13 protein-coding genes are annotated in these 14,851 nt (G+C 71.9%); 9 read left to right on the forward strand and 4 right to left on the reverse strand.

The genetic code is table 11. The annotated features are described in order from the left end of the window. Together lhgO and M0R80_27395 are read left to right on the forward strand one after the other, a co-directional pair. Positions 1 to 865 (forward strand): L-2-hydroxyglutarate oxidase (lhgO, locus tag M0R80_27390; GenBank protein ID MCK9463362.1); only part of this gene is annotated, 865 nt, incomplete at its 5' end. A gap of 37 nt (positions 866 to 902) precedes the next feature. Beyond that, positions 903 to 1,484: a tetratricopeptide repeat protein gene (locus M0R80_27395; GenBank protein MCK9463363.1), complete on the forward strand. Its 582-nt coding sequence runs from the start codon at positions 903 to 905 to the stop codon at positions 1,482 to 1,484. 13 nt (positions 1,485 to 1,497) lie between these two features. Here M0R80_27395 and M0R80_27400 read toward each other — a convergent pair whose 3' ends face one another. Then, positions 1,498 to 2,811, reverse strand: coding sequence for a hypothetical protein (locus M0R80_27400; protein MCK9463364.1), 1,314 nt, complete (start codon positions 2,809 to 2,811; stop codon positions 1,498 to 1,500). A gap of 70 nt (positions 2,812 to 2,881) precedes the next feature. On the opposite strand from M0R80_27400, the gene M0R80_27405 reads away from it, so the two are divergent. The 7 genes from M0R80_27405 to M0R80_27435 all read left to right on the forward strand — a co-directional run bounded on the left by M0R80_27405 (position 2,882) and on the right by M0R80_27435 (position 9,599). After that, positions 2,882 to 3,964: a hypothetical protein gene (locus M0R80_27405; protein ID MCK9463365.1), complete on the forward strand. Its 1,083-nt coding sequence runs from the start codon at positions 2,882 to 2,884 to the stop codon at positions 3,962 to 3,964. 21 nt (positions 3,965 to 3,985) lie between these two features. Beyond that, on the forward strand, positions 3,986 to 4,999 hold the full coding sequence (locus tag M0R80_27410) for a metallophosphoesterase (protein ID MCK9463366.1): 1,014 nt from the start codon (positions 3,986 to 3,988) through the stop codon (positions 4,997 to 4,999). A 250-nt stretch (positions 5,000 to 5,249) separates the two neighbouring features. After that, on the forward strand, positions 5,250 to 6,635 hold the full coding sequence (locus tag M0R80_27415; GenBank protein MCK9463367.1) for an aspartate kinase: 1,386 nt from the start codon (positions 5,250 to 5,252) through the stop codon (positions 6,633 to 6,635). Next, entirely contained in the window at positions 6,628 to 7,881 is a 1,254-nt protein-coding gene (lysA, locus tag M0R80_27420; GenBank protein MCK9463368.1) for a diaminopimelate decarboxylase, read from the forward strand. Before M0R80_27415 ends, lysA begins: the two co-directional genes overlap by 8 nt. A gap of 50 nt (positions 7,882 to 7,931) precedes the next feature. Then, entirely contained in the window at positions 7,932 to 8,468 is a 537-nt protein-coding gene (locus M0R80_27425) for a hypothetical protein (protein MCK9463369.1), read from the forward strand. Positions 8,469 to 8,584: 116 nt separating this feature from the next. Continuing rightward, on the forward strand, positions 8,585 to 9,100 hold the full coding sequence (locus tag M0R80_27430) for a peptidylprolyl isomerase (GenBank protein MCK9463370.1): 516 nt from the start codon (positions 8,585 to 8,587) through the stop codon (positions 9,098 to 9,100). 43 nt (positions 9,101 to 9,143) lie between these two features. Beyond that, positions 9,144 to 9,599: a nucleoside deaminase gene (locus tag M0R80_27435; GenBank protein ID MCK9463371.1), complete on the forward strand. Its 456-nt coding sequence runs from the start codon at positions 9,144 to 9,146 to the stop codon at positions 9,597 to 9,599. A 2-nt stretch (positions 9,600 to 9,601) separates the two neighbouring features. On the opposite strand, the gene recD is transcribed toward M0R80_27435, so the two are convergent. From recD to M0R80_27450, 3 genes are all read right to left on the reverse strand, one after another. After that, positions 9,602 to 11,266, reverse strand: a complete 1,665-nt coding sequence (gene recD, locus M0R80_27440; protein MCK9463372.1) for an exodeoxyribonuclease V subunit alpha — start codon at positions 11,264 to 11,266, stop codon at positions 9,602 to 9,604. Continuing rightward, a complete protein-coding gene (locus M0R80_27445; GenBank protein MCK9463373.1) occupies positions 11,263 to 14,457 on the reverse strand; it encodes a UvrD-helicase domain-containing protein in 3,195 nt (1,064 codons plus the stop codon). Before M0R80_27445 ends, recD begins: the two co-directional genes overlap by 4 nt. After that, on the reverse strand, positions 14,454 to 14,851 hold a 398-nt coding region (locus M0R80_27450), incomplete at its 5' end, for a hypothetical protein (protein MCK9463374.1). The genes M0R80_27450 and M0R80_27445, both read right to left, overlap by 4 nt.

Genomic DNA, 14,851 nt, shown 5'->3' on the forward strand with positions numbered 1-14,851 from the left:
CCTCGACGGGATCCGCCGCGTCGGGCCCGAGGAGATCCGCGAGCTCGAGCCGTACGTCGCCGGCCTCGCCGGGCTGCACGTGCCGGACACGGGCATCGTGGACTACAAGGCCGCGACCCGCGCCTTCGCGGAGCTCGCGGTCGAGCGCGGCGCCGAGCTCCGCCTCGGGACGAGGTTTGTCGGCGCGTCGGCGGACGGCACGGATATCATCATCGAGACCTCGGCCGGACCGCTCCGCGCCCGCCTCCTCGTGAACTGCGCCGGGCTGCACGGCGATCGCGTCGCGCGGAGGTGCGGCACGGAACCGGGCCTGCGGATCGTGCCGTTCCGCGGCGAGTACTACGAGCTCGTGCCCGAGCGGCGCGGCCTCGTGCGAAGCCTCGTCTACCCGGTCCCGGACGCGCGCTTCCCGTTCCTCGGCGTCCATTTCACGCGGATGGTGGATGGCGGCGTGGAGGCCGGCCCGAACGCGGTGCTCGCGCTCAAGCGCGAGGGGTACGGGCGGTTCTCCCTCTCGCTCCCGGACGTCGCCTCGTTCCTCTTCTACCGCGGCTTCTGGCGCATGGCCCGGCGGTTCTGGCGCGAGGGGCTCGCGGAGCAGCGGCGCTCGCTCAGCAAGCGGTCGTTCGTCGCGGCGCTGCGGCGCCTCGTGCCCGAGCTGTCCGCCGCCGACGTGCGGCGCGCCGGGGCGGGGGTCCGCGCGCAGGCGCTCGGCCCCGACGGCTCGCTGGTCGACGACTTCCGGATCGTCGAAGCGGAGCGGACGATCCACGTGCTGAACGCGCCGTCGCCCGCCGCGACGGCGTCGATCGCCATCGGCGAGGCGATCGCGGGTCTGGCGACACGGCGACTCGAAGTGTGCTAGAGTCGTCCCGCGATCGACGAACAAAGGAGGCAAGATCATGTCGCGAACAGCTTGTGGCATCCTGCGCGCGCTCGCCCTCGGGGCCGCTCTTCTTGTCGCCGCCTGCGGCGGGACCGCGCCGGCCGACGGGACGACGGTGGAACCGGGCGACACGGCCGCCGGCCAGGACGAAGGCTCCGCCAAGGAGGCGCAGTACGACGCGTACATGGATCAGGCCGGCCTCGCCATGGCGGAGGGCCGGATGCAGGACGCCCTCGACGGGTACCTCGCGGCGGCGGCGATCTACGACGAGACCGACGAGGTCATCGTGGAGCGCGCCGAGGCGCACTACCTCGCCGGCGACTGCGCGTACCAGCGCATGGAGAAGGACGTCGCCCTCGAGCAGTACCAGAAGGCCGTCGAAATCTACCTCAGGTTCTCGGGCAACTCGAAGATCAAGGCCGCGGTGGTGTTGACCAACATGGGCGTGATCTACAAAGAGAAGGCGATGAAGGACAAGGCGCGCAACTGCTGGGAGACCGCGATCCAGATCTACAAGGAGGCGCCGAAGGAGCTCCAGGACAGCGCGAACATGCGGAAGATCGAGCAGAACATCCGCGATCTGGAGTCCGGCTTCTAGAAAGAGCCGCTAACTAGTTCGTCCCGGCCGAGCCGCTCGCGCTGGCGCTCGCCTGCACGTCCACCGACACCGAGACGTTCGCCTTGATGCTCGCGGCCGCGTCGAACGCGCCCTTGAACGGATCCGCGACGCAGGCGGTCAGCTTCGCCGCCGCGCCGGCCCCGCCCTTGGCCATCCCGTCGAGGGAGCCCCTCACGCCCTCGACCACGGCCTTGACGCTGCCCGCGGCCTTGACGGCCTTGCCCTTCATGCCGACCGCGACCTTCAGCACGCCCGGGAGGTTCGCCTCGAGCGCGGCCTTCAGCTTGCCCGCTGCCGCGGCGTCGGCGGCGCCGGTGATCTTCACGGAGACCTTCGGCTTCTTGCACTCCATCTTGCCGCTCACCTTGGCGTCGCACTCGGCCTTGCACTCGGCCGACATCTCCGGCGGCTTGACCTCGCCCGTGCACTTCGGCGCCTTCATCTCGACGCTGCACCCGCCGGTGCAGGTCCCCTCGCACTTCGCCGCAGCCTTGAGCTTGCACTCCCCCTTGCAGGTGCCGCCGCACGAGCCGCTCGCGACCGCGCTGCAACTCCCCTCGCACTTGCCGTCGCAGGTCGCCGCGCCGCCGGTCGTCTTGCCGTCGCACTTGCCGTTGCACTCGCCCGCGCACTCGCCCTTGAACTGCGCGGAGCACTCGCCCTTGCACGTCCCCTTGCACACGGCGCCGGCGTCCACGGAGCAGGAGCCGGAGCACTCGGCGTCGCACTTGCCGGAGAGCTCGCCGCCCTCGCACTTCACGTCGACCTTGCCGGGGTCGATCGACGCGTCGCAATCGGCCGCGCACTTGCCCATGACGTCGATCGACGCCTCGCACTTCGGCGGGACGAAGTGGAGGGTGAACTTGCCGCCGGCCTTGGCCTTGAAGTCGCTTATCGCCTTGGACGCCGCCTTGCACGCGCTCTTGGCGCTGTCGCCCGGATCCGCGCCGAGATCGCGCGCCAGCCCGCCGCACGCGGCCTTGAGCTCGACCTTGAGATCCTTGGCGATCCCCTCGAGCTCGGCGGACGCCTTCAGCGCGCTCTTCAGCTTGGCGGAGGCCTTCGCGTCGAGCCCGAACTCCTTGCGGAAGTCCGCCTTCGCGATCGCCTGCACGCTGCCCAGGTTCGGGCAGCCGGCCGCCGCGTTCGCGAGATCGCCGAGGCTCGCGCCGCTGCCGCTGCCGCTCCCGCTCCCGCTCCCGCTGCCGGTCAGCCCGAGGTTCACGCCGCCGCACTGCGGCAGCGCCATGAGCGCGACGGACGCGAACGCGGCGACGATGACCATCCCACTGATTCTCGATTTCATGTTCCCCTCCTTGAACCGAGCGCCCGCTCGAGGGGGCGCTGCTGTCGTCTGGTGTGATAGGATGAACGCCATGGCGGGCGTGTTCAAACGAATTCTTCTCGTTGCGCTTTTCGGCGCCGTTTCGGCCGGGTGCTGGCGCTCGGCCGGGCTCGGTGCGGACGGCGGCGGCGACACCGACACCTTGGATGGGATCACGGACCCGGAGCCGGGGACCGACGACGAGTGGATCACCTACGGGTGGGGACTCGATTTCCACGGCGACGAGGATCTATCCGGGGTCTTTGGGTTCTCCTCGAGCGATGTACTCGTCGTGGGCGAGGGCGGGACGATTCTTCGATACGATGGAACGGACTGGACCCAGATGGCCTACCCGGCAAACTCGCCGGTCGCCGATCTCGGCGCCGTGTGGGGATCTGCGCCCTGGGACGTCTTCACGGTGGGCTCGGACGGGGTGATCCTCCACTACGACGGCGACGCCTGGACGCAAATGGACTCTGGGACGAGCGCGAACCTGCACGACGTCTGCGGCCGCTCACACGACGACGTCTACGCCGTGGGCGACGGCGGCGCGCTGCTCGCGTACGACGGGGCGACGTGGAGCCCGATCGCGGCCGGCACGGATCGAAACCTCTTCGCCGCCTGGTGCGCGCCCGGGACCGCGGTCTGGGCCGCCGGCCACGCGAACGACGCGTACTCATCGAGCGTCCTCCTGCGGTACGATGGGGCGATCACGCTGATCGATCACCCGACGGCGCACTTCCTGTACGCCCTCGGGGGGACCGACACGGGCACGATCTTCATAGGTGGCGTTTACCAGGAGGAGGACGAGGATCTCCGCTCGGAGATCTACCGTTCGACGAATGGCGCGACGTTCGAGCCTGTCTGCTCGAATGCGCCCCTGCTGCTGGATCTCTTCGCGGTCGGCGAGGGAAACTTGTGGGCGGTCGGGCAGAGGCAGTCCGGGCCCGCTGCAGGATCGGCCTCGATCACGCACTTCGTCGAAGGACAGATCTGTGACTCGCTCTTGTTCGACGAAACCGACATACTCCGCGGCGTGTGGCGCGATCTCGCCGACCCGATGGGCATCGTCTTCGCGGTCGGCGACGGCGGCGCCGTCCTGATCGGGGAGCCCATCCCGCCGTACGGGATGTAGGGCGCGGAGTCGGAAGAAGCGATGGCAAAAGCCGACCGCAGGGACAAGATCCGCTGGATCATCTGTATCGCGACCCTCGCCGTGCTCGCCGGCGTGATCGTCCTGCGCGCCTACGTCGCCGGGCGGGCGACCGAGCCGCCGCCGGGCCAGCTTCCGGCGGTCGACCCGGGGCTCGTCCCGCAGGAGCCGCGGACGGTGTACCCGGCCGCGCCGCGCGTCGTCGCGATAGGCGACCTGCACGGGGATCTCGCCGCGACCCGCGCCGCGCTCCGCCTCGCGGGCGCGATCGACGCGTCGGATCGGTGGATCGGCGGGGATCTCGTCGTCGTACAGACCGGGGATCACGTGGACCGCGGGGACCAGGATCGCGAGATCATCGACCTCTTCTCCCTCCTCGAGATCGCCGCCGCCGAGTCGGGCGGCGCCTTCCGCCCGCTCCTAGGAAACCACGAGATGATGAACGCCGAGGGGGAGTTCCGGTACGTCAGCGCGAGGGGGCTCTCCTCCTTCGACGACCTCGTCGAGCCCTTGCTCCGCAGGCCCGATCTCCTCGCCTTCTCGCCTGTCCACCGCGCCCGCGCCGCCGCTTTCCTGCCCGGCGGCCCGGTGGCCGCGATCCTCGCGCGCCGCAACGTCGTCGCGGTGATCGGCGACACGGTGTTCGTCCATGCGGGCGTGCTGCCGCAGCACGTCGCCTACGGCGTCGAGCGCATCAACGAGGAGGTGCGCGCCTTCCTCCGGGGCGCGCGGAAGGAGCTCCCGCCGATCATGGCGAAGCCCGTTTCGCCGCTCTGGACGCGCCTCTATTCGCTCGAGGCCGAGCCGTCCGCGGCGACCTGCGCCACCTTGGGCGAGGCGCTCGCGGGGCTCCATGTGAAGCGCATGGTCGTGGGGCACACGGTCCAGGAGGGCGGCATCAGGTCGGGCTGCGACGGCCGGGTCTACAGGATCGACACCGGCATGAGCGTGGCGTACGAAGGCGGGCCCGTCTCGGCGCTCGAGATATCCGGCGACCGCGTAACGCCGCTCCATTGACAACCGGGTTCCGTGCCTTCATCATGCGCTCGTAAGGAAGGATCGACGATCGTGGTTCAGAACGCACAGACGCCGAGAGCCGTTCTCAAGATAAAACCCGGGCCCCGCCGAGGGGTCTGAAGGTCGCACCGACTCGATTCCCGTCCTCACCCTTCTCCCCCGCGGGGCCGCTCCCCGATAATTTGGTCCTGGAGTATCGATCCCTGTGCGCGCCGCCGGCGCGGGCGCACGAAACGGAGGAGAGGTTCTCATGATCGTGATGAAGTTCGGCGGCAGCTCCCTCGAGGATCGCGCCGCCATGGAAAGGGTCGTCTCCATCGTCGCCTCGCGGGTGCGGCAAAGGCCGGTCGTCGTGGTCTCGGCCATGGGCGACACGACCGACACGCTGGTCTCCCTGCTCGCCGCTGTCGAGCGCGGCGACGCCCCCTCCGCGACCCGGATAGCGGCCGCCCTCGGCGACGCGTACCGCAGCGCCCTCTTTTCCCTCGGCGCGGACGGTCCCATGGCGACGGCGCGGCTCGAGCGGGAGATCGCCGGCCTCGAGCGGTACGTCGGGGGCATGCTCTCCCTCGGCGAGATCAGCCCGCGCAGCCGCGACGCGACGCTCGCCTTCGGCGAGATGGCGACCGCGCCGATCGTCGCGGAGGCCCTGCGCACGCGCGGCGTCGGTGCCGTCGCGGTCGATCCGCGAGAGGTGATCGCGACCGACGCGCGGCACGGGGCGGCGACCCCGGACGAGCCCGCCGTCCGCGAGCGGATCGCGCGCGTCCTCGGGCCGCTGCTCGCCGAAGGGTCGGTCCCGGTCATCGGCGGCTTCGTCGGCGCGGCGCGCGACGGGACGACGACGACGCTCGGCCGAGGCGGCTCGGATCTCACCGCGTCCGTCCTGGCCGCCGGGCTCGGCGCCGAGGCGCTCGAGTTTTGGAAGGACGTGGACGGGATCCTGACGGCCGACCCGCGCATCGTGCCCGGCGCGCGGCCGATCCCGAGGCTCACCTTCCGCGAGGCGTCCGAGCTCGCGTTCCTCGGCGCCGGCGTGCTGCACCCGTCGTCCATCCAGCCCGCGATCGACGCCGGCGTGCCGGTGCGCGTCCTCAACTCCTTCTGCCCCGAGGCGCCCGGCACGGACATCGTCCGCACCCCGAGGCGCCCGGCGGCGGGCGACGCGATCGCCGCCTCCATCGCCCACAAGCGCGACCAGGTGCTGGTGAACGTGCACTCGACGCGGATGCTCGGCGCCACCGGGTTCCTCCGCCGCGTCTTCGAGGTGTTCGACCGGCTCGGCGTCAGCGTCGACCACATCGCGACCTCGGAGGTCAACGTCACCGTCACCATCTGCGCGCAGCCCGGCGCCGAGCGGCTCGCGGGGGAGCTCTCGGAGGTCGCCGCGATCACGACGCGCCGAAACGTGGGCGTCGTGAGTGTGGTCGGCGAACGCCTCGCGAATGCGAAGGGCGCCGCGTCCCGGGTCCTCGCCGCGCTGGACGGCGTCGAGCCCCGGCTCCTGACCTACGGCGGCTTCGGCGCCAACCTGAGCGTCGTCGTCGACGACTGCGACGTCGAGGCCGTCGTGCGGCGACTGCACGACCGTATCTTCGGCGCCCGGGCGCGCAGGAAGGAGGCCCGCTGTGGATGAGCTCAGGAGGGACGCGAGCGGGATCCTCTGCCTCGAGGGCGTCCCCCTCGACGAGATCGCGGATCGCTACGGCACGCCGGTCTACGCGTACGGCCGGGCCGCGATCGCCGCGGCCTACCGCGACGCGGACGCGGCGTTCGAGGGGAGGCCGCACACGATCTGCTACGCGGTCAAGGCGAACCCCAACGGCGCGGTCCTGCGCGCGCTCGCGGAGCTCGGCGCGGGCGCGGACATCGTCTCCGGCGGAGAGCTCTACCGGGCGCTCCGGGCCGGCATCCCGCCTGAAAGGATCGTCTTTTCCGGAGTCGGCAAGAGCCGCCGCGAGATGGCCGAGGCGCTCCGGGCCGGCATCCTCATGTTCAACGTCGAGACCTTCACCGAGCTCGAGGCGCTCGACGAGACGGCGCGCGCGGCAGGGACGAGGGCGCCGGTCGCCCTGCGCGTGAACCCGGACGTCGACGCCCGCACGCACCCGTACGTCGCCACCGGGCTGCGATCCAGCAAGTTCGGCATCCGCCACGACCGGGTGCTCGAGGGTTACGAGCGCGCCCGCAGGCTCCCGAACGTCGACGTGATCGGGATCTCGTGCCACGTCGGCTCACAGCTCGTCTCGCTGGGGCCGTTCACGGAGGCGGCCCGCCACGTGGGGGCCCTCACCCGCGAGCTCGTCTCGGCCGGGTTCGACCTGCGCGTCGTCGACCTCGGCGGCGGCCTCGGCATCCGCTACGACGAGGAGACGCCGCCCGCGGCGGCCGAGTACGGGCGCGCGGTGAGCGAGGCGCTCGGTGGTGTCGACGCCTGCATCGTCGTCGAGCCGGGGCGCAGCATCGTGGGCAACGCCGGCGTCCTCCTGACCCGCGCCCTCTACACGAAGAAGGCGGACGACGCGCGCTTCGCGGTGGTGGACGCGGGGATGAACGATCTCCTCCGCCCGAGCCTGTACGGCTCCTTCCACGGCATCGAGCACGTCGCCGCGATCGAGCGCGAGGCAGAGACCACGGACGTCGTGGGCCCGATCTGCGAGACCGGCGACTTCCTCGCGAAGAAGCGGACAATGACGCGCGTCGTGGCCGGGGATCTGCTCGCCGTGCTCGGCGCCGGTGCGTACGGCTTCGCCATGGCGTCCACGTACAACTCGCGGCCGCTCGCCGCGGAGGTCATGGTGCGCGACGGCCGGCATCGCCTCGTCCGCGAGCGCGGCACCTACGAGGATCTCGTGCGCGGCGAGGTGCTGGCGGAGATCTGAGCGCGCGCTTGTCCTCTCCGGCGAACCGGCATAGCTTCTGGCCAGTAGGGATGAGCAGGACACTTCTACAAGTCGCGCAGAGCGCGTTTCTCTCTTGCGCCCTCGCGGCGTGCGCCGGTCCCGCGCCAGTCGTCGCGCCGACGCCCATCCCCGATACGGTGCCGGAGATCGCGGCGGTCCAGATCTCGCCCGCCGGCTCCGCTGACGACGCCCTCGTGGCGTACTTCGCCGCGCTGCACGAGGGGCGGTTCGAGGACGCGGCCGCGCTCTACGGCGGCTCGTACGACGTCCCGTTGGACATGAACCCCGACCTCGGTCCAACGCAGCACGCCGCTCTTTTCGAACGCTACTGCACGCGCAACGGCGGGGTCTGCCTGCTGGTGCGAGAGATCGTCTCGAGCGAAGCCGCGCCCGACGGCTCCAAGCGCTTCGAGGTCCGGTTCGCGAAGGACGATGGGACCGCCTTCGGGCTCGGCCCGTGCTGCGGTGAACCGGACACCGGGAGCCGCACGGCGGAGTTCGTCTTCACGGTCCGGCGAAAAGACGGCGCTTTCCGCGTCATGGAGCTGCCGGTGTACATGCCGTGATCGCGAGCGCGCCGAGCTCTCGGCCAAGGGCAGACACCTCCCCGCTTGTCCTCGCGCCCGAACCGGTTTAGCTTTCCATCTGCGCCAAAAGAGGCGCCCAATGAGGAGAGACGAAGATGCCAAACCCGACAGCGGTGTTCGACACGAGCCTCGGCACGTTCAAGGCCGAGATCTACCTGGACAAGATGCCCGTCACCGCGGGCAACTTCCTCACGCTCGCAAAGGAAGGTTTCTACGACGGCCTCCACTTTCACCGCGTCATCAAGGGGTTCATGTGCCAGTTCGGCTGCCCGCACAGCCGCGATCCGAAGAGCCCGCGCGCCGGCACCGGCGGCCCGCCGCACGGGACGATCCAGGACGAGCACCCGGCGAACGCGAAGCTCTCCAACGAGCCGGGCACGCTCTCCATGGCGAACACTGGCCAGCCGAACAGCGGCGGCTCGCAGTTCTTCATCAACACCGTGCACAACCACTACCTCGACTGGTTCACGCCGGGCGCGTCGAAGCACCCCGTGTTCGGCAAGGTGACCGAGGGCACGGACGTCCTCAAGAAGATCGAGACGACGCCCACGGCCGCCGGCGACCGACCGGTCACGCCCGTCAAGATGAACAAGATCACGGTGGTCGAGTAGCCCGTTGGCGTCCCCCGGACCAGGCGCGGATCCCCACGCCGCCATGATGGTCGAGGCGTTCCGGCTCGCGCGAGAGGCGATGGCCGACGGGCGCGGCGGTCCGTTCGGCGCGGTCGTCGTCAGGGGCGGGACGATCGTCGGCCGCGGCGCGAACCGCGTGGTGCGCGAGGCGGATCCGACGGCGCACGCGGAGGTGGTCGCCATCCGCGAGGCGTGCCGCGCGCTCGGGACGCACGATCTGTCCGGCACCACGATCTACGCGACGTGCGAGCCGTGCCCGATGTGCCTCGCCGCGATCTACTGGGCGCACATCGACAGGATCTTCTTCGCGGGCTCGCACGAGGACGCCTCGGACGCCGGGTTCGACGACTCCCTCATCTACCGGGAGCTGCGCGCACCGAGGGACGCCCGCAAAGTTCCGATGATCGAGTACGACCGCGCCGAGGCGAAGAGGCTCTTCGACGAGTGGCGCGCGAACCCGGACCGCGTTTCCTACTGACGTTAGCCGCGCGGCCTTCCGGCCAGGCCGGAGAACCGGGTCGTCCGCGTGTCGACCGCCGCGGCGAGCACATCCGAGGTGCCGACGATCGTCGCCCGCGCCCTCGCACGGGTCAGCGCCGTGTACAGGAGCTCCCGCGTGGTGACGGGCGACGGAGCCAGCGGCAGCAGCACGATGACGTCGTCGTACTCCGAGCCCTGGCTCTTGTGCACGGTGATGGCGAACGCCGTCTCGTGCGCCGCGAGCTGCCCGGGCCGAAGCGCGCGGAGCCCGCCGTCCGCGGCTGCGAAGAAGATCGATGGATCCCGGCCCGGCGCCTCCCGGCTCACGACTCCGACGTCCCCGTTGAACACGCCGGCGCGCGGGGAGTTCTCGAGCACGATGATCGGGCGGCCGTCGTACCACGGGTCGCCCGGATCCCTTCGGCCTTCGCCCGCGAGTCGCCTTTCGATCTCGCGGTTGACGTGCGTCGAGCCGAGCGGACCGTTGCGGTGAGCGCAGAGGACGCCGAGCCGCGACATGGCCTCGAGGCGGCGCGCGGGATCCCGCTCGGTGAGCACGTCCGAGAACGCCTCCGCGCCCCGGCGGACGATCGACTCCAGCGCCGCGCGCCCGTCCGCGGGACGCTCGAGCCGTACCTCGTCCCCGAAGCGCCCGGCCTCCAGCGCGGCGAGGAGCTCGCGCGAACGGCCGGCGTTCAAGAGCCGCGCGGCGCCCCCGAGCGCGCTCGAGTCGCCGAACCTGTAGCTCCGCTCGAGCTCCGTGATCCACGGGGCGCCGGCGCCGCCCGCGCAGAGATCCGCGAGCACCGCGCCCGCCTGCACCGACGCGAGCTGGTTCTTGTCGCCCATCAGGATCACCCGCGTCGAGGAGGGCACCGCGTCGAGGAGGGCGGTCATGAGATCCAGGTCGACCATGGACGCCTCGTCGACGGCGACGACGTCGAACGGGAGCCTGTGGCGCGCGTCGAAAAGGAAGCGGCGCTCTCCCCGCGGCCCGAAGCCGAGGAGCCTATGGAGGGTCGACGCCTGGTCCGGGATCATCGCGGCGATCTCCTTCGCGCAGCGGAGCTCGGGCTTCCGCTCCCCTCGTTTGGCCGCGCCGACCGCCGCCGCCATCCGGGCCGCCGCCTTCCCGGTCGGCGCCGCGAGGGCGATGCGGGGCGCCCTCCCCTCCGCGGCTACGAACCCTTCCACGATGCGGGCGAGGTCGCTCGCGAGAGCGCTCGTCTTGCCCGTCCCCGGCCCCCCGGTGACAACCGAGAGGCGCGACGGCGGCGCCGTCCTCGTGAGGAGGTGGCGCGCGAGCCGCGACTCGGTCTCGGCGATCCTATGCAGGTAGAGGAGATCCCCGTCGAGCACGAGCGGCGCCGCCTCGCAATCGCGCGAGACGAGCGCGCTCGCCCGCAGCCGCTCCCGCCAGACGGCGGCGCTCGGCCAGTCCCCGAGCGCGAGATCCTCCCCTTCCCACCCCCGGATCGGATGATCCCCAAGGGCCGCGAGATCGACGCACACGTGGCCCCGCCCGCTGAATGCGCGAGCCGCCGCGGCGCCGAGCAGCGCGAGCGGATCCGTTTCGCCCGCGAGGCGTCCGAGCGCGGCCGCGAACGCGGCATCCACGGGCCGGAAGAGGCCCGCCTCCACGAGCTCTCGGATCGTCGGGGTCACGGCCGCCTCCCGCCGCGATCGCCGAAGAGCGCGTCGAGCGCCCGGATCGCGGCTTCCGAGGGGCGCGCGAACAGCACGCCCGTCCTCCGCCCGCGCGCCGGGCTCATCCCGCGCAGGAACAGGTAGAAGACGCCCCCGAACCGCGCGTCGTAGGCGTACTCGCCGATCCGCCGCGCGAGGTACCTGTGCAGGGCGAGCGCGTAGAGGTGGTACTGGAGATAGTAGTGGTGCTCGAGCATCACGCGCTCGAGGCGCGACGGATCGTAGTCCTCCCACCTCGGCCCGAGGCGGTTCGTCTTGTAGTCGGCGATGTAGAACGCGTCGCCCCGCCTGAAGACGAGGTCTATCGCCCCGGAGACGCCGCCCTCGAACGGATCGAAGTCGAGCTCCCGCGCGCGCGCGGCGCAGGCACGTGCAAAGCGATCGCTCGCGTCCGCGCCTATCGCGTCGGCCACGGCGGCGACCGTCGCACGGACGCGCTTCGTCCCGCGCGGCGCCTGGAAGGCGAAGCGGAGCTCGTCGAGCCTGTCGACGCGCGGGATCCGGTTCAGCCGCAACGCCCCCGCGGCGTCGAGCGGCGTGTCGAGCGCCCCGCACAGGGCGTCCGCGAGTCGCGCGTTCCAGGCGGGCTGGAAGCCGCGGCGATCGACGACCTCGGCGATCGTCCTCTCCAGCCGCGCCCGATCGCCGTCGCCAAAGTCGACCGCCGACAGGATCTCGTGGACGAGGACCCCCGCCTCGCGCCCCGCGGGGAAGTCGCCGAGCGGCACCTCGGGATCGCCGGACGACGGCTCCGCCGCGCTCGATTCCGACCGCTCCGCGGGCTCGACCCCCTCCACGAGCGCGCTGAACGACGCCTTCCTCCGGGGGGCGGCGACCGCGACCTCGGGCGGCGGCGCCAGGCGCAGCCCGTCCGCCGACGCCGTCGCCCCGACCGGCGCCGCCGTCTCGCCCGTGAGGCGGGCGGCGAGAAAGGCGCCGTCCTCCGGTGGGTGCGCGCGGAGCAGGACGTCGGCCGGACCCGGGCGGTTGCGTCCCGACGTCGGCGGCCACCAGACGAGCTTGACGAGGTGCTTCGCGCGCGTCACGGCGACGTAGAGAAGCCGGGTCTCCTCGGCCTCCTCCTCCTTCCGCGCCAGCTCGGAATGGGCGTCGGCGCTCGCGCCGCCGAGATCCGCGCAGGCGACGTCGTCGCGCGAGGGATCGTGAAACTCGATCGACCTGTCCCTCGTCGTCCAGCGCGGCGAGCGCGACGCGAACGGCACGTAGACGACCGGGAACTCGAGCCCCTTGGCCCGGTGCACGGTCATGACCCGCACCGCGTCGCCGTCCGTCTCGGGCCGGATCCGGGCGCCCTCCTCGACGGCCGCTCCCCTTCGCCGCCGGGCCCCGAGCCACCGGGCGAACGCCTGCAGGTCGTCCCCGTCCGCCTGCGGCCGCGCCTGCGCCAGCTCCGCGATGTGCCGCAGCCGCGACGCGATCGTGTCGCCCCCGACACGGGAGAAGAGCGCCGCGGCGAGCGGCCCTGCCCCCTCGTCCGCGCCGAGGCCGAGCAGCCCCGAGACGAGCGCCACCGCGCCGCCGGCCTCGAAGGCGCGCGCGAGCCCCGCCATCCGCCTCGACCAGAGCGGATACGGACCCTCGCCGCGAGAGATCTGGCGGATCTCGGCGGCCGGGAGGCCGAACAGCGGCGAGCAGGCGGCGGTCGCGACCCGCGATGGGTCCTCCGGACGACCGACGCCGACCAGGAGCTGGGCGAGGATCCGCGCCTCTTCGGTCTCGAAGACGCTCTCGTCGCTCGAGGTCGAGGAGGCGATCCCGAGCTTCCGCAGCTCCTCGGCGACCCGCCGGGCCTGCGGGTTCGTCCGCGTGAGCACCGCGATGTCGCGCGCCGAAACGCGGGTCGGGGCGCTGCCGACCGACCGCTCGATGCGCGTCTCGGAGGCGAGCAGGCGCGAGACGTCCGCGGCGATCCGCGGCGCGATGTCATCGGGCCGGGTCGTCTCCGGATCGGCGTGCAGGATCTCGAAAGGAGGCCGCGGCGCGCCGCCGTCCGTCAGGGGCCGCCTCCCGACGGCCTCCGGGCGCACCCGCACGGGCCGGTAGTCGATCCGGCCCTCGCAGCGGAACGGATCGGCGCCGCCGAACAGCGCGTTCACGGCGCGGACGACGCCCTCGTCGGATCTGTAGCTCACGTCGAGCGACCATCGCCGGACGCCTGGATCCGCCGCGGCCCTGAGGTACGTGAAGACGTCGCCCCCACGGAATCGGTAGATCGACTGCTTGGGATCGCCGAACGCGAAGAACGGCCGGCCGGCGTCGCGGAAGATCCTCTTGAAGATGCGGTACTGGACTGCGTTCGTGTCCTGGAACTCGTCGACCAGCGCCGCCCGGTACCGGTCCCGCAGCTCCTCGGCGAGGCGCTCGCCGCGCTCCCCATCCGCGAGTGCGCGATCGAGCTCGTACAGGAGGTCGTTGAACGTGAGCGTCGCCGACGCCTTGCGGCGCGCCGCGAACGCCGCGCGGACGAACTCCGCCGCCCGCCCGTCCACCTCGCGTGCCACGGGATCCGCGGACGGGATGAGCTCGATCTCCGGATCCCGCGCGACGACGTCGGCGATCATCCGCGCCCGCGACGGCTTCCAGCTCGCCGCGGCGAGCGCCGCGACGCGGGCAGGGGTCGCCTCGTAGACCTCCCGCGCCCAATAGTCGTCCGCGACCCTCTCGCAGAACGCCTTGTCGTCCTCGATCGCCGACGCGTCGAACGGCACGCCGCTCTCGAACGCGGACGCGCTCAACGTCCGCTGGCAGAAGCCGTGGATGCTCGAGATCGCCGCCCGGTCGATCCCGAGGAGCGCCGTGCGGGCGAGGGCCGCCGCGCGCCCGGGATCCTCGATGGACGCGAGGTAGGCGCGCTGTTCGGGAGTCCCCATGGGCCGCCCCCCCGTGAGGGCGTCGAGCGCGGCCTTGAGCCGGTCGCGGACCGCCGTGTTGAGCTCCGCCGTGGCGGCGTTGGTGAACGTGACGACGAGGATCTCCTCGATGGGCGCCGCGCGCTCGATCACGAGCCGCGCGACGATCCAGGAGAGCCCGAACGTCTTGCCCGTGCCGGCGCTCGCGTCGACCAGGTGGGCGCCGTCGAGCGGACAGCCGAACGGATCGAACCCCGGGATCGCGCCGCCGCGCGTCATGGAGCGCCCTTTCCCGCGCCGAGCCGGGCGACGATCGGCCCGAAGAGCTCGAGCGCGAGCCTCCGGAAGCCGAGCGGCCCGCCGTCGTCGAGCTCCCAGGGCAGCGCGTCCCCGAACAGGATCCGCACGGCGTCCGCATCCCGGTCGCCGGGCACGCCCCGGTACGCCTCGCCGGTCCACTCCTTCTCGGCACCCTTGATCGCCTCGTCGCGCGCGGGCGCGCCCTTCTTCGTCTTCTTCGCCGGGGCGAGCGCCTTCGCCGCGTAGGCGTACGAGCTCCCGGGGAAGAACGGGAGCGGCCGCCGCTGCCCCTCCCAGTAGATTTCGACGAGCCGGGCAAAAAGGTCGCGCGCGCCCTCCACGGCGCCCAACCCGAGGTGCACGACCGGCTGGT

Source organism: Pseudomonadota bacterium (assembly GCA_023229365.1).
In the GTDB taxonomy this organism is placed as follows: domain Bacteria; phylum Myxococcota_A; class Polyangia; order JAAYKL01; family JAAYKL01; genus JALNZK01.

Bases quoted from the DNA above. Each gene is read 5' to 3' on its own strand.
- M0R80_27430 (MCK9463370.1), top strand. From the start codon at position 8,585: ATGCCAAACCCGACAGCGGTGTTCGACACGAGCCTCGGCACGTTCAAG.
- M0R80_27425 (MCK9463369.1), top strand. From the start codon at position 7,932: ATGAGCAGGACACTTCTACAAGTCGCGCAGAGCGCGTTTCTCTCTTGC.
- M0R80_27410 (MCK9463366.1), top strand. From the start codon at position 3,986: ATGGCAAAAGCCGACCGCAGGGACAAGATCCGCTGGATCATCTGTATC.
- M0R80_27400 (MCK9463364.1), bottom strand. From the start codon at position 2,811: ATGAAATCGAGAATCAGTGGGATGGTCATCGTCGCCGCGTTCGCGTCC.
- M0R80_27445 (MCK9463373.1), bottom strand. From the start codon at position 14,457: ATGACGCGCGGCGGCGCGATCCCGGGGTTCGATCCGTTCGGCTGTCCG.
- M0R80_27395 (MCK9463363.1), top strand. From the start codon at position 903: ATGTCGCGAACAGCTTGTGGCATCCTGCGCGCGCTCGCCCTCGGGGCC.
- M0R80_27405 (MCK9463365.1), top strand. From the start codon at position 2,882: ATGGCGGGCGTGTTCAAACGAATTCTTCTCGTTGCGCTTTTCGGCGCC.
- M0R80_27415 (MCK9463367.1), top strand. From the start codon at position 5,250: ATGATCGTGATGAAGTTCGGCGGCAGCTCCCTCGAGGATCGCGCCGCC.
- M0R80_27435 (MCK9463371.1), top strand. From the start codon at position 9,144: ATGATGGTCGAGGCGTTCCGGCTCGCGCGAGAGGCGATGGCCGACGGG.